At 64.7% G+C, this 21102-nt stretch carries 18 protein-coding genes; 8 read left to right on the top strand and 10 right to left on the bottom strand.

Features of this window, described 5'->3' with window-relative positions; all coding sequences use genetic code 11:
* Position 1: 1 nt before the first annotated feature.
* The 4 genes from IC50_RS05410 to IC50_RS05395 all read left to right on the top strand — a co-directional run bounded on the left by IC50_RS05410 (position 2) and on the right by IC50_RS05395 (position 4749).
* Positions 2-1930: a potassium transporter Kup gene (locus tag IC50_RS05410; protein ID WP_035701400.1), complete on the top strand. Its 1929-nt coding sequence runs from the start codon at positions 2-4 to the stop codon at positions 1928-1930.
* Between the two features lie 158 nt (positions 1931-2088).
* Complete coding sequence (locus IC50_RS05405; RefSeq protein ID WP_028178566.1) at positions 2089-2415, top strand: rhodanese-like domain-containing protein; 327 nt, start codon at positions 2089-2091, stop codon at positions 2413-2415.
* Positions 2416-2423: 8 nt separating this feature from the next.
* The gene (locus tag IC50_RS05400; RefSeq protein ID WP_050990906.1) at positions 2424-3617 is read left to right on the top strand and encodes an aminotransferase; all 1194 of its coding nucleotides are present in this window, start codon (positions 2424-2426) and stop codon (positions 3615-3617) included.
* A gap of 7 nt (positions 3618-3624) precedes the next feature.
* Positions 3625-4749: a polyamine ABC transporter substrate-binding protein gene (locus IC50_RS05395; protein ID WP_035701398.1), complete on the top strand. Its 1125-nt coding sequence runs from the start codon at positions 3625-3627 to the stop codon at positions 4747-4749.
* A 323-nt stretch (positions 4750-5072) separates the two neighbouring features.
* Here the strand turns inward: IC50_RS05395 and IC50_RS38865 are convergent, their stop codons facing one another.
* Complete coding sequence (locus tag IC50_RS38865) at positions 5073-9305, bottom strand: autotransporter outer membrane beta-barrel domain-containing protein (RefSeq protein ID WP_157460890.1); 4233 nt, start codon at positions 9303-9305, stop codon at positions 5073-5075.
* Between the two features lie 188 nt (positions 9306-9493).
* Here IC50_RS38865 and IC50_RS05385 point away from each other — a divergent pair, with 188 nt between their 5' ends.
* On the top strand, positions 9494-11230 hold the full coding sequence (locus IC50_RS05385) for a winged helix-turn-helix domain-containing protein (protein ID WP_035701395.1): 1737 nt from the start codon (positions 9494-9496) through the stop codon (positions 11228-11230).
* Positions 11231-11233: 3 nt separating this feature from the next.
* Here IC50_RS05385 and IC50_RS05380 read toward each other — a convergent pair whose 3' ends face one another.
* The 6 genes from IC50_RS05380 to IC50_RS05355 all read right to left on the bottom strand — a co-directional run bounded on the left by IC50_RS05380 (position 11234) and on the right by IC50_RS05355 (position 16022).
* On the bottom strand, positions 11234-12166 hold the full coding sequence (locus IC50_RS05380) for a lipid A biosynthesis lauroyl acyltransferase (RefSeq protein WP_035701393.1): 933 nt from the start codon (positions 12164-12166) through the stop codon (positions 11234-11236).
* 8 nt (positions 12167-12174) lie between these two features.
* The gene (locus tag IC50_RS05375) at positions 12175-13452 is read right to left on the bottom strand and encodes a beta-ketoacyl-ACP synthase (protein WP_035701390.1); all 1278 of its coding nucleotides are present in this window, start codon (positions 13450-13452) and stop codon (positions 12175-12177) included.
* A gap of 21 nt (positions 13453-13473) precedes the next feature.
* Positions 13474-14679, bottom strand: a complete 1206-nt coding sequence (locus tag IC50_RS05370; protein ID WP_035701387.1) for a beta-ketoacyl-ACP synthase — start codon at positions 14677-14679, stop codon at positions 13474-13476.
* The gene (locus IC50_RS05365) at positions 14676-15146 is read right to left on the bottom strand and encodes a 3-hydroxyacyl-ACP dehydratase FabZ family protein (protein WP_035701385.1); all 471 of its coding nucleotides are present in this window, start codon (positions 15144-15146) and stop codon (positions 14676-14678) included. Before IC50_RS05365 ends, IC50_RS05370 begins: the two co-directional genes overlap by 4 nt.
* 10 nt (positions 15147-15156) lie before the next feature.
* A complete protein-coding gene (locus IC50_RS05360; protein ID WP_007592476.1) occupies positions 15157-15444 on the bottom strand; it encodes an acyl carrier protein in 288 nt (95 codons plus the stop codon).
* A 233-nt stretch (positions 15445-15677) separates the two neighbouring features.
* Complete coding sequence (locus IC50_RS05355; RefSeq protein ID WP_035701382.1) at positions 15678-16022, bottom strand: hypothetical protein; 345 nt, start codon at positions 16020-16022, stop codon at positions 15678-15680.
* Between the two features lie 321 nt (positions 16023-16343).
* On the opposite strand from IC50_RS05355, the gene IC50_RS05350 reads away from it, so the two are divergent.
* The 3 genes from IC50_RS05350 (at position 16344) to IC50_RS42365 (ending at position 17567) form a co-directional block, all read left to right on the top strand.
* Complete coding sequence (locus IC50_RS05350; RefSeq protein ID WP_035701380.1) at positions 16344-16967, top strand: ParB-like protein; 624 nt, start codon at positions 16344-16346, stop codon at positions 16965-16967.
* 138 nt (positions 16968-17105) lie between these two features.
* Complete coding sequence (locus IC50_RS42370; RefSeq protein WP_193374091.1) at positions 17106-17249, top strand: hypothetical protein; 144 nt, start codon at positions 17106-17108, stop codon at positions 17247-17249.
* Positions 17250-17399: 150 nt separating this feature from the next.
* Positions 17400-17567 (top strand): hypothetical protein, encoded by a 168-nt coding sequence (locus IC50_RS42365; protein ID WP_193374090.1) that lies wholly within the window; start codon positions 17400-17402, stop codon positions 17565-17567.
* Between the two features lie 72 nt (positions 17568-17639).
* Here IC50_RS42365 and IC50_RS05345 read toward each other — a convergent pair whose 3' ends face one another.
* The 3 genes from IC50_RS05345 to IC50_RS05335 form a co-directional block, all read right to left on the bottom strand.
* The gene (locus tag IC50_RS05345) at positions 17640-18137 is read right to left on the bottom strand and encodes an MgtC/SapB family protein (RefSeq protein ID WP_035701378.1); all 498 of its coding nucleotides are present in this window, start codon (positions 18135-18137) and stop codon (positions 17640-17642) included.
* Between the two features lie 10 nt (positions 18138-18147).
* On the bottom strand, positions 18148-18726 hold the full coding sequence (locus IC50_RS05340; protein WP_035701376.1) for a peroxidase-related enzyme: 579 nt from the start codon (positions 18724-18726) through the stop codon (positions 18148-18150).
* Between the two features lie 225 nt (positions 18727-18951).
* Positions 18952-20691 (bottom strand): ATP-binding protein, encoded by a 1740-nt coding sequence (locus IC50_RS05335; protein WP_035701417.1) that lies wholly within the window; start codon positions 20689-20691, stop codon positions 18952-18954.
* Between the last annotated feature and the right edge of the window lie 411 nt (positions 20692-21102).

Genomic DNA, 21102 nt, shown 5'->3' with positions numbered 1-21102 from the left:
CATGACCAGTGACGTAGCAGTTCCCGCCCCGGAGACGGCGGCGGCCACCGGGCATGGCGAGGCCCATACCACGGCCGGTTTCGGCGCGCTGACGCTCGGCAGCATCGGTGTCGTCTATGGCGATATCGGCACCAGCCCGCTCTACGCGTTCCGCGAGGCGGTCATGGCGGCCTCGGGCGCGGAGGGGTTGCCGACGCCGGCCGCCGTTCTCGGCGTGCTCTCGCTGATCCTGTGGGCGCTCGTCGTCGTGGTGACGCTCAAATACGTCGTGATCCTGCTCCGCGCCGACAACAACGGCGAGGGCGGCACGCTGGCGCTGATGGCGCTGGCCCAGCGGGCCGTTGGCACCGGTGGGTCGGCCATCGTCCTGCTCGGCATCATTTCCGGAGCCCTGTTTTACGGTGATGCCGTGATCACCCCGGCGCTCTCGGTGCTGTCGGCGATCGAGGGCATGAAGGACGTCACCTTGACGTTCGAGCCTTACATCGTTCCGCTGACCGTCCTGATCCTGGTGTGTCTGTTCGCGGTGCAGTCACGCGGCACGGCACGCGTTGCCACCTTCTTCGGTCCGGTCATGTGCGTCTGGTTCGCAGTCCTCGCGGCGGCGGCAATCCATCCCATCATCCAGCAGCCGCAGGTGCTGCTCGCGCTGAACCCGCTTTACGCCGTGTCCTTCATGCTGCACCATGGCATCATCGGTTTCGTGACGCTGGGCGCGGTGTTCCTGGCCGTCACCGGCGCCGAGGCGCTCTATGCCGATCTCGGCCATTTCGGCAAGCGGCCGATCCAGTTCGCCTGGCTCTCTATCGTGCTGCCCTCGCTGGCACTGAATTATCTGGGGCAGGGGGCGCTCGTCCTTAGCGATCCCGGCGCGATCGTCAGCCCGTTCTTCCAGCTCTTCCCGCAAGGTCTTGTCCGCGGCAGCATGGTGGTGCTGGCCACTGCGGCCACGGTCATCGCGAGCCAGGCCGTCATCACCGGCGCCTATTCGCTGACGCGACAGGCGATCCAGCTCGGACTGCTGCCCCGGTTCGAAATTCGCCATACCTCCGAAGCCCATTCCGGCCAGATCTTCATCCCGCGCATCAACCAGCTGCTGCTGGTCGCGGTGGTGCTGCTGGTGCTCATGTTCCGCTCCTCCAGTGCCCTGGCCTCGGCCTACGGCATCTCGGTCACGGGAACCATGGTGGTCACGGCGACGATGGGTTTCGTCGTGATCTGGAAGGGGTGGCGATGGTCGCCGCTCGCCGCCGGCGCGCTGATTGCGCCGTTCCTGTTCCTCGATTTGACCTTCCTGACCGCGAACCTCTTGAAGGTGTTCGAGGGCGGCTGGGTGCCGCTGGCGCTCGGCGCGCTCATGATCATCCTGATGTACACGTGGCGGCGCGGCAGCCGCCTCCTGTTCGAGAAGTCGCGCAAGCTCGAATTCCCGCTCGCTGACCTCGTGGCGATGCTGGAGAAGCGGCCCCCGCAGCGCGTGCCCGGCACCGCGGTGTTCCTGACTTCGGACCCGCTCAGCGCGCCGACCGCGCTGATGCACAGTCTGAAACACTACAAAGTGCTGCACGAGAAGAACGTCATTCTCACCATCGAGACCGCGCAGACTCCGCGGATCGATCCGGCGGACCGCGTGAGGCTGGAGCAGATCAGCCCGACCTTCTCCAAGGTGACGCTGAAGTTCGGCTTCATGGAATCGCCCAACGTGCCGAAGGCGCTGGCGATCGCCCGCAAGCTGGGCTGGCAGTTCGACATCATGTCGACCTCGTTCTTCCTGTCGCGCCGGGCGCTGAAGCCCGCCGCCCATTCCGGCATGCCGCGTTGGCAGGACCGGCTGTTCATCGCGCTCAGCCGCTCCGCCAACGACGCCACCGACTATTTCCAGATCCCGAGCGGCCGCGTGGTCGAGGTCGGAACGCAGGTGGCCATTTAGGGCCGAAACTTGATGCGGACTTCAAGCCGCTGCGATTTAGCCTTAACTTGCGCGGCGCGGCTCAAGCCTTTGTAGCGCTTGATTTTCGCCTGCCGAGAGGCGAGGTTGCCGCCGGCCGGGATCGCCCCGGTGCGCGCCCTGCGACGTTGGAGGATGATGTGGCAAATCAAGTACAGGATCTGACCCCGGACGAGGTCTCCAAGGGTGTCGCGGAAGGGCGCTATCTGCTCGTCGACGTTCGCGAGCCGAACGAGGTTCAGGCCGAAGCCTATCCCTACGGCGTCGTGGTGCCGCTCTCGACCTTCGATCCCAAAGCGATTCCCGATCCCGCCGGCAAGGAAGTCGTGTTCGCCTGCCGCTCGGGAAAGCGCTCCGTGACGGCCTCGCTGGCGGCGCAGGCGGCGGGCCTGCCATACAACAAGCATCTGGCCGGCGGCATGCTGGGCTGGAAGGCGGCCGGGCTCCCCAGCAAGGTCGGTGGCTGATCGGCTCGATGTCCAATTCTTCCCTGAACAAGAGTTCGTCCCTGAACAAGGTCTTTGCCGACCTTCCCGTCACCATCTTCGAGGCGATGTCGCAGGCCGCGCGCGACAACAATGCCATCAATCTCGGCCAGGGGTTCCCCGACGATCCCGGCCCCGAGGACATCCGCCGCGCCGCGGCCGAGGCCTCGCTGAACGGCTACAACCAGTACCCGTCGATGATGGGCCTGCCGGAGCTGCGCCAGGCGATCGCGACCCATTACGGCCATTGGCACGGCCTCAGGCTCGACCCGATGAGCGAGGTCATGGTGACCTCCGGCGGCACCGAGGCGCTGACCTCGGCGATCCTCGCGGTGGTTCAGCCCGGCGACGAGGTCGTCTGCTTCCAGCCGGTCTATGATTCCTATTTGCCCATCATCCGCCAGGCCGGCGGCATTCCGCGCCTGGTCCGTCTCGAGCCGCCGCACTGGCGGCTGAATGAAGACATGCTGAAAAGCGTGTTCAATTCAAAGACCAAGGCGGTGCTGTTCAACAATCCTCTGAATCCCTCGGCGGTAGTCTATCCGCGCGAGGACCTCGAGCTGCTGGCGCGCTACTGCCAGGAGTTCGACGTCATCGCGATCTGCGACGAGGTCTGGGAGCACGTCACCTTCGACGAGCACAAGCACATCCCGCTGATCACCATTCCCGGCATGCGCGAGCGCACCATCAAGGTCGGCTCGGCCGGCAAGATCTTCTCGCTGACCGGCTGGAAGATCGGCTTCGTCTGCGCCGCACCGCCGTTGCTGCGCGTCGCCGCCAAGGTGCACCAGTTCCTGACCTTCACCACCGCGCCGAACCTGCAGGCCGCCGTCGCCTACGGCCTCGGCAAGTCCGACGACTACTTCCTGTCGATGCGCAAGGATTTGACGCGGAGCAGGGACCGCCTGACCAAGGGCCTCGAAAGCCTCGGCTTCCCCGTGCTGAAGTCGCAAGGCACCTACTTCCTCACCGTCGACCTGTCGCCACTCGGACTCAACGAGAGCGACACCGAGTTCTGCTGGCGCATCGTGAAGGACTACAAGGTGGCGGCGATCCCGGTCTCCGCCTTCTACGAGCAGGACCCCGTGACATCAGTGGTGCGCTTCTGCTTCGCCAAGAAGGACGAGACGCTCGACACCGCGCTGGAGCGGCTGTCGGACGCGGTGCGCGGGCGCAAGAGGTAGAATCGAGATGACGAGCGTCGGCCGCTCCGGGTTTCGCCTCGGACTTGCAATCGCCACGGTGCTGACGTTGCTTTCGCCTCCCGCAGGGGCCGGGGAGCGCGTCGTCAACTTCTACAACTGGTCCAACTACATGGCGCCTGACGTCCTTGAGGCCTTCACCAAGGAGACCGGCATCAAGGTGGTCTACGACACTTTCGATGCCAACGAGACGCTGGAGACGCGCCTGATGGCCGGCAAGTCCGGCTATGACGTCGTGGTGCCCACCGCCTATTTCCTGCAACGCCAGATCAAGGCCAACATCTTCCAGAAGCTGGACAAATCGAAGCTGCCGAACCTGGCAAATGCCTGGCCGATGGTGACCAAGCACCTGGCGACCTACGATCCCGGCAATGTCTACGCCGCCAACTACATGTGGGGCACCACGGGCATCGGCTACAACGTCGCCAAGGTGAAGCAGATCCTCGGCCCCGACGCCAAGATCGACAGCTGGGACATCGTCTTCAAGCCAGAGAACCTCGCCAAGTTCAAAGACTGCGGCGTGCACATGCTCGATTCCGCCGACGATATCTTTCCGGCGGCGCTGAACTGGCTCGGGCTCGATCCGAACTCGACCAAGCAGGCCGACCTCGAGAAAGCCGCGGACGTCGTGGCAAAAGTCCGCCCGTCCGTGCGCAAGTTTCACTCGTCCGAATATCTGAGCGCGCTCGCCACCGGCGAGATCTGCTTCGTGGTCGGCTGGTCCGGCGACATCATGCAGGCCCGCGCCCGCGCCGCGGAGGCCAAGAAAGACAACAGCAGCGGCGTCGAGATCGGCTACACGATCCCGAAAGAGGGCGCGCAGATGTTCTTCGACAATCTCGCGATCCCTGCGGACGCCAAGAACGTCAGGGAAGCCTACGAGCTGATCAACTATCTCTACCGTCCTGATGTCGCCGCCAAGAACTCGGACTTCCTGTCCTACGCCAACGGCAACCTCGCCAGCCAGAAGCTGGTCGATCCGAAGATCCTGAACGACAAGAACATCTATCCGGACGAGGCGACGCTGGCAAAGCTGTTCGTCATCACGGCGCGCGAGCCGGCGACCCAGCGGATCATCAACCGGCTGTGGACCAGAGTGAAGACGGGGCGGTAGATCGGCCGCGGTCGTGCCGGGATCGACCCCGGCAGATCATTTTTTTGAAAAACAACCCCATGCACAGTAGAGACCGGACGGAAATCATTGGGCTTTTTTGATTTCTGGAAATACGAAATGTTCGATTGCGGCGTCGGGCAAAACAGCGGCAGAATGGCATGATGCGGTTGGCCTGTGCTGTGGCCCTAAATTCCTCCGTCATGCCCCGCGAAGGCGGGCATCCAGTACGCCGCGGCCTCTCGGTTCAACGGCAACTGTCTCGGCGTACTGGATCGCCCGGTCAAGCCGGGCGATGACAACTAACTCTGACGTGGGCGCGAACCTCACCACTCATAACGCACCGTGCCCTTGCCCGTATAAGTCTGCGTGCTCTGCGAGAACTCGCCCTCGACCGTGCCCGCGAGCGAGAGACCGCTCTTCCATTTCATCTCCGCGCGCCCGCCGACGAGTGCAGAGTCGGCCGCCGGTTGCGCGCCGTTGACGGTGAACGCCGCGCCCGGCAGCGTCTGGAAGGCGGCGTTCACGAGGCGGTTGGTATTGGAATCGTGCGCCCAGGCGAGCCGGCCGCGCAGCGTGAGCACGCCGTCGCTGACAAGGAAGCGCTGGTCGGTGCGGGCGCCGAGCTCGGTGCGGACATTGGTGGTGTCCTGCGCGGTGTAGGAGAGCGCGAACTGGTTGCTGCCGATGATCGCGGTCTCGCCGTAGCCAGGGAGGTGGAAGGTCGTGACTTGTGCGGCCGCGTAGGGCGTCACGCCGAAGCTGGAGGCGGGGATGGGCACGAAGCGCCAGCCAGCTTCGAGGCGGCCTGAGAAGGTGCTGGCCTTGAAGTTCGCGGTGAGCTTGTCGGTGCCTGACACCGTTACGGTGCGATCGGTGGTGACGTCCTGCCAGCCATAGGCAAGGGCGGCGGAGATATACGCCGGCCCGAATGTGTGGCGGCCGTAGAAGCCGGCCTGGAAGAGATCGGCGCGGCCGCTGCCGAGACTGTCGGACAGCGCAAAATTGTAGCCGGCGCCGCCGAGCGCGAAGCCGACCAGCGTGTTCGGCGAAACGCGATAGTCGGCGCCGACCACGGTGCCGTAGATGCGGCTGGTGGTGGTGCTCGACCCGGCCGCAGTGTTGCCGTTCAACGTGCTGGCGCCGCCATAACCGGAGGCCCAGACGCCCCAGCGCCGGTCGACGACATCGTCGCTTGCATCGCGCGGTGTCACCGCGGCGTAGGCCTCGCGCAGTTTTGCGTCGTTTGGTGCGGTGGAAGCATAGCCCAGCGTTCCGCCGTCGCCGGCCGTGCCGCCGCGCTCGCCGCCCGAGCCGCCGCCGCCAAGCGGATCAAGCATGCCCACGAACTGCTGCGTGGCATTGAACGCGGCTTGCGTGCCGGCGGCGCCGGCTTGGCCGGAGACCTGGCTGAGCCCGTGGTTGAGCTGAGGCTGGCCCATGTTGAGCAGCGCATCGAAGCCGGCCGGCGGCGTCCCGCCGCCCGCGACGGCTTTGTTGATGGCGTCGGCGACGTTGCTCTGGTTGGCGCCGGTGCCTGGCGGCAGCACGATCGTGCCGGGATCGAGCACGAGATAGACGTTGTTCAGATCGTAGGTGAGATGCGGATTGCGCGCGCCGGGCGCGAAGCTGCTGCCGGTGAGGCCGGCGAAATGTGTTCCACCGAAGCCGCCGCTGGCGTTCAGGATGGTGTAGGTCTGCTGCCGAAAGCTGCCGGGCAAGGCGACCGCCTGCACGGTGGCGCCGGTGAGCGTCGCGGTGCCCGAGACATTGGTGCGGTCGGCGGCGCTCGGCGAGACCTCGACGGTGTAGAAGCTGCCGGCGTTGAAGGTCAGGTTGCCGCTGACGGTGATGGTGCCGACGGAATTGCCCGGCGCCAGCGTGCCGCCGCTCGCGATCGTCGTGTTGCCGACGATGCCGGTGCCACCGAGCGTGCCGCCGCTGTTGACGGTGAGGCTGCTGGAGGACGCGATCGAGCCGTTCACCGCCAGCGTGCCGCCGTCGATCTGGGTCGCGCCTGTGTAGGCGTTGACGCCCGACAGGGTTAGCCTGCCGGTGCCGACCTTCACCAGCGAGGCGCCGGTGCCGCCGCCGGATCCGCCATCGGCAAGCAAGCCAGTGACATTGGTCGACAGGTTGTTGCTGCCGACCGTCAGCTCCTTGCCGCCGAGGTCGAAGGTGCCGCCACCGGCGAGCGAGCCGGCGCTGAGCTTGTTGTCGCTGTTCGGGCCGGTGCTCATCGAGAAGTCGAAGACGGCGCTGGGCGTGCCGTTGATGAGCTGTGCGCTGCCGGCCGTGGCGTTGCCGTCGAACAGCACGTTGCCGTTGTTGGTAATGGCGGCGCTCCCGGCCGTGGCGTTGGTATCGAAGGTCAGCTGCGCGTTGTTGGTGATTTGAGTACCGCCGGCCGTGGCATTGCCGCTGAACACCAGCGTGCCGGCAGAGATCGTCAGGGCGGACAAATTGTCCGCGCCGGTCAAGGTCAGCGTGCCGGCGCCGGACTTGGTCAGCGCGCCGCCGCTGAGATTCTGGCTGATGACGAAATTGTTGGCTGCCGCTGCAATCTCCAGCGTGCCGCCGCCGGCATCGAGGGAGATACTGCGCATGGTGGCGTTGAAAGCGGTGCCTGATATCTGCAGGGTGCCGCCGTTGAAGGTCAGGCCGCCCGCGAGGTCGCCGAGATTGGCCTCCGAGGAGACACTGACCGTTCCGCCGGCGAAGGTGGTGCCGCCGGTATAGGTGTTAGCGCCTGACAGCGTCAGCGTGCCGGTGCCGGTCTTGACCAGCGAGGCGCCGGTGCCGCCATGGGCGCCGCCGTCGGCGATCACGCCGCTGACCGTGGTCGACAGGTTGTTGGAGCCGACCGTCAGCGCGTTGGCGCCGAGCGAGAACGTGCCGTTGCCGGCGATCGAGCCGGCCGAGAGCTTGTTGTCGCCATTCGGGCCGGCGCCGTAGGAGAAGTCGAAGACCGCGTTTGCCGCGTTGTTGATCAACTGCGCGTTGCCGGCGGTAGAGTTCTCGTAGAAAAAGGTCTTGCCGCCGGCATTGTTGGTGATCGTTGCGTTGCCGCCCGTGCTGTTGTTGTAGAAAAACGTCGTGCCGTTGGTGTTATCGATGGTGGCGTTGTCGGCGGTGCTGGAGTCCTTGAAGTACATATAGGAATTGTTGGTGAAGCTGGCGCTCCCCGCCGTGCTGTTGCCGAAAAAGTTCAGATAAGAATTATTGCCGTTGGTGATGGTGGCGCTGCCAGCCGTGCTGCTGTCGTAGAAATACATGAAGATGGGGTTGGAGGCGTTGCTGCTGGTAATGGTGGCGCTGCCGGCCGTGGCGGTGAAGTAGAAAGTCAGGGTAGAGTTGTTTGCGATGGCGGCATTGCCCGCCGTGCTTGAGTAGAAAGACATCGTGCCGTTGTTGGTGATGGCGGCGTGGCCCGCCGTGGCTCCATAGAATTCCAGAAGGTTGTTGTTGGTGATGGTGGCGCTGCCCGCCGTGCTGGTGCGAAAGAACGACAGGTGGCCGTTGTTGGTAATGGTGGCGGTACCCGCCGTGCTGGTGTTGTAGAACATCGTGTCGGAATTGTTCGTGATCGTCGTGATACCGCTTGTATCGGCGTTGAGGATCCTGAACACGCTTTGACCACTGACGGTGACCGCCCCCACAATGGAGCCGACCGCGCCGCTGTTGTTGCCAAGCCATAGTTCGCCGCCATTGACGGTGGTGCCGCCGGCATAGGTGTTAAAACCGGTCAGGTACAAGACGCCCGTGCCGGTCTTGACCAGCGAGCCGCTGCCGGAGATGACGCCGCTGACCTCGGTCGTGGAATTGTTGCTGCCGACCGTCAGTTCGTTGGCTCCGAGGTTGTAGGAGCCAGCCCCTGCGATCGAGCCGGCGCTGATCTTTTGGTCGCCGTTCAATCCCGAGGTGAGGGAGAAGTCGACCGAGCCGCCGCCATTGTTGACGATGGCGGCATTGCCGGCCGTGCTGTTGTCGCGGAACTGGACGATGTAACTGTTGGTGATGGTGGCGCTGCCGGCCGAGCTTGAATTGTAGAAGGTTAGTATGCTGCCAATGTTGCTGTTGTTGATGGTGGCATTGCCGGCCGTGCTGTTGTCCACGAACTGGAGGTCGCTATAGTTGTTGATGGTGGCGTTGCCGGCGGTGCTTGAACCATAGAAGACTAACCCACTGTTGTTGTTGATGGTGGCGCTGCCGCCGTTGACGCTGATGCCGGCTCCCGTGAAGTTCAGCGTGTTGTTGACGTCAAACGTGTAGTTCGAGGCGCCGGCGTTGAAGGTCCAGCCGCCGACGCTGGCGCTTGAAATCGTCAGGCTGGTGGTATTGGAGGTACCGAAGGAGGCCGTGCCGACCGGCACGAAGCCGCCGTCCCAGTTGGCTCCGGTGCCATAGTCGTTGCTGCCGGGCGAGGCGAGCCAGGTGCCATTCGACGCGGCGCGCGCCGGCCCGGCCGGCAGGGTCCAGGCCAGGGCCAGTGCCGACGACGTCAGCAGCGCGGCCCGCAGGTGGCGGGTCGCCTTGAAATAATGTTTCCCCGTCTTCACCACTTCCCCCAACACGCAGGTCCCGAGTCCACAAAGGGATTCTTCGCATCGGGTGGGGAGGGGTGTCCTGATAAGGGGTTGGCCAGTTTCTGAAAGTTTCTGATATTTTCGTTTCAGGCCCGATTTTCGGGTATTTTCGCCAGACTTCCATTATAAGAGCCGGCCTGAGAGACGTGTTGGGGGACCGCTTGCTTCGTTTCGCCGGCTTCGAGCTGGACCTGCCGCGCGCGGAGCTGCGCGGGCCTGACGGGACGCCGATCAAGCTCCGACCCAAGACCTTCGAGATGCTCCGGCTGTTCGCGACCAGCGGCGGCCGGGTGCTGAGCAAGCAGGAGCTGATGGAGGCGGTCTGGCCGAACGTGCATGTCGGCGAGGACAGCCTGTTCCAATGTATTCGAGAGCTGCGCACCGCGCTCGGCGACGACCGGCGGCAGCTGATCAAGCTCGCCTCCGGCGGCGGCTATCTGCTGGCGACGGAGGTCGTGGCGGCGAGCGAAGCCGGCCCGGTGCCGGCCGAGGAGACCCGGCCGGACCCGACCGTCGAGGTCGCGCCTCTGCCATCAGCCGGGGTCGCTGCGGTGTCCGCGGGGCCACAGCGCGCCTGGTTCGGTCTGAGCCGGCAGGCCGCGGTCGCCGCCGTGGCCGGGCTCTGTGTGGTCGTCATGGGGCTTGCGGTTGCTGCGCCCGTGCTGAAGCCGGATCTTCTGTTCAAGCGAACGCCGCCGCAGCTCGCGGTGATGCCGATCGTTGACGACAGCAAGGACGCACGCGGTGCGGCGATGGCCGCCGAGGTCACCGCCCGCCTCACGGATGGTTTTGCCAGGATCCAGAACATCAGCGTGGTTGCGCCACGATTGGCGGCCAAGGGCGGCGACAGCACCGCTGCGTCCGCCGCATCATTCGATTACGAGCTGCGCGGCGAACTGGAGCGTACCGATCAGTCCTGGACGCTGCGTGCGCGCATCATCAAGGCCGCGACCGGCGAGGTTCAGTCGGTCGTCGCAGCTTCGGTCGCCGCGGACGAGTCGAACGCGCAGCTCGCGCAATCTCGGCTCGTTGCCGGCGTCGGTCATGGGCTTGCCCGCCGTCTCAACGAGATTCTGGAGTCGCGTGCGCCGCGCGCCCAGGCCGCCGGGGCGTCGGCCGGCGGCGACAAGGTGGCCGTCGAGCAGGCGCTCGCCTCGATCAACCAGACCACGCGCGAGCGCTTTGGCGCGGCGCAGGCGATGCTGCAGAAGGCTCTCACTGACGATCCCGACAATGTCGATCTCGCCGTGGCGCTCGCCTCGCTGCAGATGCGCGGCATCCAGATGGTCTGGTTCAGCCCGGAGGAGGCCGTGACTGTCGAAGCGAAGACCAATGCGACGCTCGAGCAGGCGTTGCAGTCGAAGCCGAATTCCATTCCGGTGCTGGAGGCCACTTGCCGCTTTCTCAGCGCCACTAATCATTTCGTGGAAAGTCTCGTCACCTGCGCCAAGGCGTTGAGTTTCGATCCATGGAACGGGTCGGCGCTCTACCTGATCGGCCTTGGGCAGATCTATCTCGGCCGCTTCGACGATGCGCTGGCGACGTTCCAGCAGGCGGATCGTTACGACACGCCCCAGGCCTCGCGCTGGACCTGGCTGCTCGGCGCAGGTTTGGCGTATGTCCTGATGGAGCGCTATGAGGAGGCGGTGCCGTGGCTGCAACGCTCGATCGCGATCACGCCGGGGACCGGCCGCTCGCACTTCTTGCTCGCCGCTGCCTATCAGCGATTGGGTCGGCACGAGGAGGCGAGCGCGGCGATGGCAGAGGGACTGAAACTGCGGCCCGGCACGACCAGGCGCAACGTCTCGCCGCCGATGAAGAACGCAAGTCCGATCTGTGTCGCTGCCTGGGATCGCGTCGTTCAGGCCGAGGTCGACGCCGGATTGCCGGAGCAGTAAGCCTTACCGCCACCTTCTGTGCAGCCAGAGCCACTGCTCGGGATGCTCGCGCACCCAGCCTTCCACGACGCTCGTGATCGCCTGCGTCGTGCCCTGGATGTCGATCTTGCCGTCGGCGTCGCGCACCGGCTTGATCTCTTCGGTCAGCTCGCCGCGAAAGCGGCCGCCGGGCAGGCGGATGACGCGCACGCCATGGATCGGGCATTCGACCTGGCGGAGCAGGCGCGCCAGCATCGGATTGGCGCGGGTCTTGCGGCCGAAGAAGGTGATCTCGACGCCGGCGGTGAGATACTGGTCGATCAGCATGGCGACGTGCTTGCCGTCCTTGAGCGCCTGCGCGAGCCGCAGCGGCGCGTCGCGGCCCGCCGGGATCAGTGTGCCCATGTTGACCTGGCGCATCTCCTGGATGATGCGATCGGCCGAGGCGATGTTCGGCCGGCGATAGAGGATCGCGGTCTCCAGTCCATGCGCGACCGCGGCGAGTGCCGGCAATTCCCAATTGGCCAGATGCGCGGCGAAGATCAGCGCCGGCTTGCCGTCATCGCGGATCTGGTCGAACAGCTCGATGCTGCGTGCAGGAATCTCGATCCGGCTCTTCTCCGGATGGTCGCGATCGTAGTCCCAGACCTGGTCCATATGGGCGAACTCGGCGCCGACGCGGCCGAGATTCTCCCAGACGCCCATCAGGATCCGTTCGATCTCCTCCGGCGATTTCTCCGGAAAGGCGGCGGTCAGATTGGCGCGGCCGATGCGGTGCTCGCGCAGGCGCGGGCCGATCAGCTTGACGGCGCGCGCGAAAAAGTCCGAGGTCTTGGCCGGATCGAAATAGCGCGTGGTGCGCAGCATCGCGACCGTCGCTGCGCCGATCAGGCTTCCACCGAGCGATTTGGCAGCCTCCCGCGCGCGGGCCTTCATGCTCGCAGTCAGCAGCGCCATGCGTCCGGTCAGGCCGGTTCGCGGGTCAGGATCAGCGAGGCGTTCTGGCCGCCGAAGCCGAACGAATTCGACATCACCGCGCTCACGCGGGCGTCGCGCGCCTTGTTGCCGACGACGTTGAACAGGATCGTGGGATCAGGATTGTCGTAGTTGATCGTCGGCGGAATGCGCTGATGCTCGAGCGTCAGCAGCGAGAAGATCGCCTCGACCGCGCCGGCGGCCGAGATGGTGTGGCCGACCATCGACTTGTTGGAGGTGACCGGAATCTTCTGCGCGAGCTCGCCGAACACGGCCGATGTCGTGTTGAACTCCATCTTGTCGTTTTCGGGCGTCGAGGTGCCGTGCGCGTTGATGTGGTCGATCTGGTCCGGCGTCATGCCGGCATCGGCCAGCGTCTTGTTCATGCAGCCGATGATCGGCTTGCCGTCGGGCGAGGAACGGGTGCGATGGAAGGAATCAGTGAGCTCGCCGCAGCCGGCGATCACGCCGAGGATCTTTGCGCCGCGCGCGGTCGCCGCCTCGTAGCTTTCGAGCACCAGCGCACCGGCGCCTTCGGCCATCACAAAACCATCGCGGTTCTTGGAGAAGGGGCGGGAGGCCGCCTGCGGCGGATCGTTCTGGGTCGACAGCGCCGAAAGCAGCGAGAAGCGCACCAGCGCTTCCGGGTTCACGGTGCCGTCGGTCGCGACGCACAGCGCGGCATCAGTCTCGCCGCGGCGGATCGCCTCGACGCCGAGCTGGATCGAGGTCGCGCCCGAGGCGCAGGCCGTGGACAGCGAAATCGGCGAACCCTTGGTGCCGAATGTCTCGGCGAGAGATGCGGCGACCGAGCCGAACATGAAGCGATGATGGTAGGCGCTGTACCTGCCGCCGCCGGAAATGCGCAGCAAATCGTCATAGGTAATGTCGAGCTGGCCGACGGCGCGACCCAGTTCGCGACGCTGCGGCCATTCGACCTCGACTGGCGCAACGGCAAGGAAAAGCGGACCCGGGAAATCGGCCTTGGCGCCGATGCCGGCCTGCTCCAGCGCTTCCTCCGTCGCGATCTCGGCCATCCGTTCGGACAGCGCGGTGGAGGAGAACGGATCGACGCGGACGAAATCGACCGTGCCAGCCATCGTGGTCCTCAGGCCGTCGATCGGAAAACGCGTGATGGTGCGGATGCCGGATTCGCCGGCGACGAGCTTCGCCCAATTGTCGGTCTTGCCGGCACCGAGCGACGTCAAGATGCCCATGCCGGTGACGACAACGACGGGACGCCCGAATTTGTCGCGTGCTGCAGTCATGTCGATCCCCGCTTGAGCTAACTAAACTGCCTCGACCAGCGCCATGCCTTCGCCGCGCCAGTGTCCAGCTCCCACCACCACAATCTGGGTGGGCGCCCCCTCCATTTCAATCTCGGTCCCGGTCGAATCGTTCGGCGGGAACAGCGCACCACGCGAGATCGACAGCGCAGCGAGCGCAATTCCGAGCGGGAATTGCGTCTCCATGGCGTGGCCGAACACCGTGCCGGTCGAGCGCACCGGAAAGTCGGCATGGCTCTTCAGGAAGCCGCGCTCTTCCGAGGTCGCGGGCTCCGCACCGGTCGCTCCGGTGATGATGGCGCCCTTGCCCTCGCGCTTCGGCAGTTTGGCCCACAGCTTCTCCAGCGTCGCGGCCATGTCGCCGGGCCGCTTGCGTTTGGCGAGGTCTGCGACGACGCTCGACAATTTTGCGAACGGCTTCGCGCCGCGCGCTTCCGCATGCGCCTTCGATTCCAGCACCAGGAAGGCGCCGGCGGAGCCGAGCGCGAAGCCGGCGTGATCCTTGCGCGCCCACACGGGAGCGAACTTGTTCTTGAGGTTGAAGTCGCCGAATTCATAGAGGACCAGCAAGTCCTTGCGCTCGCCATTGTGCGAGCCGCCGACCAGCGCGATGTCGCTCTCGCCCGAGGCGATGCGCGCAAGCGCAATGCGGGCGGCATCGGCGCCGGCGACCTCTTCGCCCATGAAGGTGCGCGAAGTGCCCCCCAGGCCGTGCACGATGGCGATGTTGCCGGCGAGCAGGTTGGAGAGCTGGGCCAGGAACAGCGTCGGCCTGAGATCGCTCATCAACCGCTCGTTGAGGAAGCCGGGAGCGTTGGCGCCCTTGGCCTCGGCCGTCAGCACGCCGCTGTCGACGTTGAGATCGCGCTCTCCGCCGCCGGCGGCGACCACCATGTCGATCTTCGACAGGATGTCCTTGTTGCCCTTGATCCCGGCGGAATCGAGCGCGAGACCGGCGGCATAGGTGCCGATGCGCTGCCAGGCTTCCATCTGGCGCTGGTCGCCCTTCTTCGGGATCTGGCTGTCGAAGCTGACAGGCATCAGCGGATGCACGATGTAGGGCGCAAAGCCCTTCTCGTCGACATTGATGCGCTTCTCCTGAAGCGCGGCCCAGTTGGCGTCCAGGCCCTCGCCGAGCGAGGTGGCCAACCCAATGCCGGTGATCCAGACTTCCGTCTGGCCCGGCTTCGAAGCAGGAGTGTCAATCATGGCGATACGGCCTGTTGCGGAAAACCGACGCGCTTGGCGATCGCGTCCATGTGGGAGCGCATGTCCGCATTGGGGAAGGGAATCAGCGTGAAGGTGAGCGCCGAATTCGCGCGCAGCTTGCCGCCGACTCTGATCTTGGCTTCGGTCATTGCATAGCCCGAGCCTTCATGGGTGAGGCGCGCCTCGATGCTCATGAGATCGCCGGGGAAGACCGAGCCGCGGACCTTGGCCTCCTTCACGGCGGCCAGGATCGGCATGCGTTCGAACTTGAACACGCCAAGCTGAAGCCAGCCCGAGGCCTGCGCCATCGATTCGATCAGGAGCACGCCGGGCATCAAGGGATAGCCCGGGAAATGCCCCTCGAAGATGGTGCTTTCCTTCGGGACTTGCGCTTCGACGACGATCGTCTTCTCGTCGACCTTGAGGTCGACGATGCGATCGATCATGTGGAAGTATTCGAGTTGCATGACTGCGCCCTTAGGCGCTCGCGCCCTTGGCCGCAACCAGTTCGTCGATGCGGGCGCACAGGTTCTTCAGCACGAAATACTGCTCGGTGGTCGCTTTGCCGTCGTTGACCTCTTGAGTCCACTTCTCCAGCGGCAGCTTGATGCCGAACTGCTTGTCGATCGCGAACGCGATGTCCAGAAAATCGAGGCTGTCGATGCCGAGGTCATCGATGGCATGGCTATCCGGCGTGATCGTGTCGCGCGGGATGTCGCAGGTTTCAGCGATGATCGTGGCGACCTGATCGAATGTGGAAGACATCACTAAGCCTTTGATATATTGCGGGTATCTGTCAGATTGTCCAGAGTGGCATGGTGGGTGGGCATCGCGCCCCGAATGACGCCCTCAAACCCCCCTCTGGCCGGGTCGAAAGCCCGTATATCGGAGCGCCGCCCTGAGTTCAATGGAGCCGGGCAGGCCAAGGGGACAGTAACGGACAGGGTTGGGGATGCAGGCTGGGACTCTTCCGCCGAGGGGCCAGCGCCGGGCCGGTCCTAAATGTGCGGCGTCGTGATCTTGACGCAGTCGCGGCGGCCCATCAGCACGCAATCCTGGGTCCGGCGCAGGTCGGCGATGTTGACCGCGAGCCAGATACCGATCGCGGTCAGCGCGATGGTGAAGGCCAGCGCCGCGATGTTGGCAAGCATGCGCTGGCGGAAATTGTCGGGTTCGGAGCGGGTCTGCTCATAGCGCGACAGGTCCAGCCGTTCGGGCGCCTCGTGCAACGGCCGCACGGTGCCGCTGCCGCGCTGGACCGCCGGGGAAGGCGGCGAGGTACGCGGCCTGAACTGGAGCACCCGATGCTCGTCATCAGAGCTTATGGGCCGCTGGTTGTTCATGGGGCGGGGATCACTCCGAAGCAGCGATCTAGATAGCATACGCGACGACCACGTTGCAGAAAATCTTCTCAATGCTCGCGTGCATTTGTGCGTTTGCACTATTTGTGCATGGGGCGGTGTGGAGCCGTCGTAGCGGTGGTGCGCGGGTCGAGCAGCAGCAACGACGGGCATAGCAACACCGCGGAGTTCGCCGCTTCGTTCCCGTCGATATCGAGTTGTGATCACCGCGTCCTTTCCGAACGCATTTTGTCACCCCAGGGCCCATGGCATAGTCGCGGGAACCCGGACCATCAGTTGCAACCATGTGAGGACCTTTCGATCATGACCAATACGCGCGAGCCGCGAGTGCATCCTGTCCCGATCCTGTCGCTCCGGCCGACGCAGATGACGGTCGGCATGCGTGAGGTCAGGGAGAAGCGCAAGCGCTGGCGCGAGCACGACAAGAAGAAGCAGGCTGATCTGCTCGGCAAGCATATGATCCCCGTCGTCTACGGTCCTGACTCGCGCTATTACGTGATCGACCATCATCATCTCGGCCGCGCGCTGCACGATGAAGGCGTCAAGGAGGTGCTGGTGACCATCGTCGGCGACCTCAGGATGGTCGAGCGCGAGGCCTTCTGGGGCGTGATGGACAACAAGCGCTGGGTCTATCCTTACGACGCCAAGGGCGAGCGGCGGTCGTTCCGCGACCTGCCGAAATCGGTCGCCGACCTCAAGGATGACCCGTTCCGCAGTCTTGCCGGCGAATTGCGCCGCATGGGCGGATTCGCCAAGGATATCACTCCGTTCTCCGAATTTCTGTGGGCCGACTTCCTGCGTCGACAGGTCTCGCGCAAGGCGGTGGAGGCCGACTTCGATGAGGCGCTCGAGAAGGCGATGGCCGCGGCCAGAAGCAAGAATGCCATCTATCTGCCCGGCTGGTGCGGTCCGGCGGACGACGATTAGGGGCCGTGGCGCCTGCGGCACCACCAACCGGACCACATCACGGTCGCTTGAGCGAAGTCACTTTCCTATCTCCATGAAGCGGTCCTGAAACAGGGCCACCCCATTTCTTGGGGTATCGAGCTTACACAGGAGGCCGGAATGCGCCGTCTGGTTTTTGTCGTTGCCTTGCTCGCCGTCGTCTCAGCAGGGATCTCGGCATCGTTTGCCGCGGTTCACCACGCCAGGACGTTGACATTTGCCGAGCGCTTTGCTCCGGCGCTCGAGTTGATGGCGAAGCGCTAGCGGCTTGGCGGCCCGGACACGCTTGATCTTCCGCAAGTTCGCGGCGGCAGCCGGCGGCTATGGTCCGGTTGCATGATCGCCGAACCAGTATCGCGCCCGGTCCCGAGAGGTCAGGTCGGCTCCATGTCATGCGGACCTGGAGACATTGTCATGAGCCTTATCTTTCGCATTCTCTTCATCATCGCCGGCGCAGTCACCGCGCTGTTTGTTGCGCGCGATGCCCTGAACTTCACGATCATCCAGACCTTCGTTGCGATCCTGCTCGTGACCGCTATCCTGGGCATTGGAAGTCTCTGGAGCCTGCGGCGGAAGACGTGAGCGCTCAGCGCGGTGCTCACGGCGCTCGCACTGCTGAGGCCGCTTTGGGGCCGGCGGCTTCGGTTCCAGCCGCTACCTCGGGGAACCCGCAGGCGGCGGGGCCCCCGGCCGGTGCGGATCCTCTCTGCCGCCGAGTGCGCGATGCAGCCAGCGCTCGACGCGGCGGCCGATCGTGAGCAGAACGAAGGCGAAGGCCAGTGCGACCAGGACGATCTTCCATTGTCCGGCGCCGCAGGCAATGCCGAGACAGGCGGCGAGAAAGGTGCAGGCCGCGCTGGTCAGGCCCCGTACGCGAAAGCGGTCGCTCTCGTGGACGATGACTCCGGCACCGAGAAAGCCGATGCCGGTCAGGATGCCCTGGATCACACGGCTCGCCGCGTCGGTCATCTTGTCGGGCTCGGCGAACTGGACTGCGAGCAGCACGACGGTTGCGGTGGAGAGCCCGACGATGCCGAGCGTCTTCAGCCCGATCGGCTTGCCGTGCAGGTCGCGGTTCAGGCCGATCGCGCCGCCGGCGAGCGTCGCTGCGCCGAGGCGAAGCAGGATTTCGGGCCAGTCCAGCTCGGTCATGTCTTGCCCATCACCTCTTCGGCAGTCGTCCCATCAGGTAGAACTCTTCGTTCGGGCGCATGCCGGTGAAATTCGCCAGCCGGTTCGACAGTGCGAAGAAGGCGGCGATCGCGGCGATGTCCCAGATGTCGTCGTCGCTGAAGCCGTACGGTTGGAGCGCACCGAAATCGTCCTCGGAAATCCGCTGCGCGTCAGTCGAGACCTTCATCGCGAAGTCGAGCATCGCCTTCTGCCGTGGCGTGATGTCGGCCTTGCGGTAGTTCACGGCGACCTGATCGGCAATCAGCGGATTCTTGGCGCGGATGCGCAGGATCGCGCCGTGGGCGATCACGCAATATTGGCACTGGTTCGCCGCCGACGTCGCCACCACGATCATCTCGCGCTCGGCCTTGGTGAGGCCGCCGTCCTTCTCCATCAGCGCGTCGTGATAGGCGAAGAAGGCGCGGAACTCGTCGGGACGATAGGCCAGCGTCAGGAACACGTTCGGCACGAAGCCGCTCTTCTCCTGCACTGCGAGAAGCCGCGTGCGGATGTCGTCGGGCAGCGTGTCGAGGGCGGGTGCGGGGAAGCGTTGCGCGGCTTTTGTCATGGGCATGGTTCCGGCTTGAGGCCGGCAACCATAGTCGATGCGGGTGGCGGCCTCAACGTGAGACGATGGAGGCGCGTGCCACACACTTGCTGTCATCGCCCGATTTAATCGGGCGATGACAGTATTCCAGAGGCGTTAGTGATTGAGCCGAGGAGCTGCAGCGTACTGGATGCCCCGGTCAAGCCGGGGCATGACAGCGGAATTCGAGGAGGCGGTGTCCGTCCCTTACCGCAGCGGCTTCTTCAACAGCGAGAAGCGGTCCGGATCAAGTCCCATCGATGGTTGCAGCATCGGGGCTTCGACGCTGGACATCATCTTCGCCGGCGGTGCCGAGAACACGGGGTCGTTCGGCACGTCGCGCTGCGAGGTGGCGCCGCGCCAGCGCTCGAGCACGGCGCTGACGAAATGCATGTCGTGGCCGGAGGTGACGGACGGCACGCTGGAGATGGTGGCCTCGCCGCGAGGCAATTGGTGCGGCGGCACCTCCTTGAAGCGCAGGCGCGTCGGCAGTGCGACGCCTTCGCCGAAGGCCAGCACTTCGCGCGTGCCGAGCGACGGCACGAAGGAGAGCAGGTTCGCGGCCGCGTCCGACACCGCGGCGCGCAGCAGCGCCTGGTCGCGGTCGTTGGCGAGACGCATCGTGAACAGCGTGTTGCACTGGGAGATGATGGTGGCGTCGAGTTCGGCCGGACGCTGGGTGATGAGGCCGAGATAGACGCCGTATTTGCGCCCTTCCTTGGCGATGCGCGACACTGCCTTGCGGGTCGGCCCGAAGCCGATGTTGCGGTCGGCGGAGGCATAGCGATGCGCCTCCTCGCAGACGAACAGCAGCGGCGAGACGCCGTCGCTCCACAGGCCGAAATCGAAGGCCATGCGGCAGAGCACCGAGACGACGGAATCGATGACTTCGGCCGGGAAGCCGGCGAGTTGCATCACCGTCATCGGCTTGCCGTTCGCCGGCAGGCGGAACAGATGGCTGATCACCTCGGCCATGGTGTCGCCACCGACATTGGCGTTGTCGAACATGAAGGTGTAGCGCGGGTCGTTGCGCACGGCCTCGATGCGCGAGATCAGCTTGTGATAGATGATGCGCGAGGAACGGTTCTCGAGCTTGCCCATGCGCTCGTCGATCAGCGACAGCAGGTCGACCAGGCGATAGGGCACCGGCGTGTCGACGGTGTAGCCGATCTGCTTGGGATCGATGCGCTTGAGGCCGATGCGGTCGGCGTTCTGGTACTGGGTATAGGCGCCCTTGGCCAGCGGGATCACCTCGGCCAGGATGTCGAGCTCCTCGGGCACGCCGGCGCGGCCCCCGAACAGCACGTCGACGATTTCCTCGAAGTTGAACAGCCAGAACGGCAGCTTCAGGTTACGCGGGTTGAGCACCAGCGCGCGGTCGCCGAAGCAGCGGCCATATTCGTTGTGGACGTCGAGCAGGAAGATGCGAAGGTTCGGCCGCGCCTTCAGGATCTCGTTGAGCAGGAGCGAGACGCCGGTCGATTTGCCGACGCCGGTCGATCCCAGCACTGCGAAGTGCTTGGACAGCATTTCCTCGACGTCGACATAGGCGACGACCGAGCGGTCCTGCTGGAGGAAGCCGACATTGATCTGGTCCGACCCGGTCGGCGCGTAGATCGTGCGCAGCTCCTGACTGGTGATCAGGTCGACGGCATCGCCGATGGTCGGATAATTGGTGACGCCGCGCTGGAATTTGGCCTTGTCCGCGGCATTGAGGATTTCGCCGAGCAGGTCGACCGAGGCGATGGCGATGTAGTTGTCGGGACTCGACAGATTCTCGCAGGAGACCTCGGTGATCATCGCAACGATGACCGAGCTGGCGCAGCGAATGCTGACGAAGCGGCCGACGGTCGCCCGAACTTCCGAGATCGGCATCTGGCTGGTCGCCAGAAGCCCGACCCGGGCGAGCGACCCGCGTACCGAAATCACGCGTCCAAAGGATGTCACGATCAATGAACCCGGCAAGAGCAAGGGATTTGCTCCGGACTATGCGCGGCCGTCGCTGGACAAAGGGTTAAACGCCGGGCGCGCCCGCTCCGTTAAATCCGCGGTAATTCGGTCGGGAGCTTTGTCGCAAATGCGAATTTGGAGCGCGAAACGCCGGGAAAATGCTGCATTTCGAGGCCGTGGGGGCAGAGGCCCTCTTAAGGAAGATTTTACCATCCGGGCAGGCTGACGACGCCCCGGAGGACCGACGCGAGCGGCCGGGCGAGCCATTTGCGACGGCGCGGCGGTTGATTTGTTGACGGGACCTAATCATTTGTACATTAGTACAAATGAAATTGTAATCATTACTGCCGCTCAGGGCGCGCGTTGTTGTGCCCAATGGCCCCCTCGGTCTAGCGGATCGCAGCGACG

The sequence above is a fragment of the Bradyrhizobium genomosp. I (2014) genome (assembly GCF_000261685.1).
Taxonomy (GTDB): domain Bacteria; phylum Pseudomonadota; class Alphaproteobacteria; order Rhizobiales; family Xanthobacteraceae; genus Bradyrhizobium.
The sequence above is the reverse complement of the archived record's forward strand: the minus strand, read 5'-3'. Positions and strand labels throughout refer to the sequence as shown.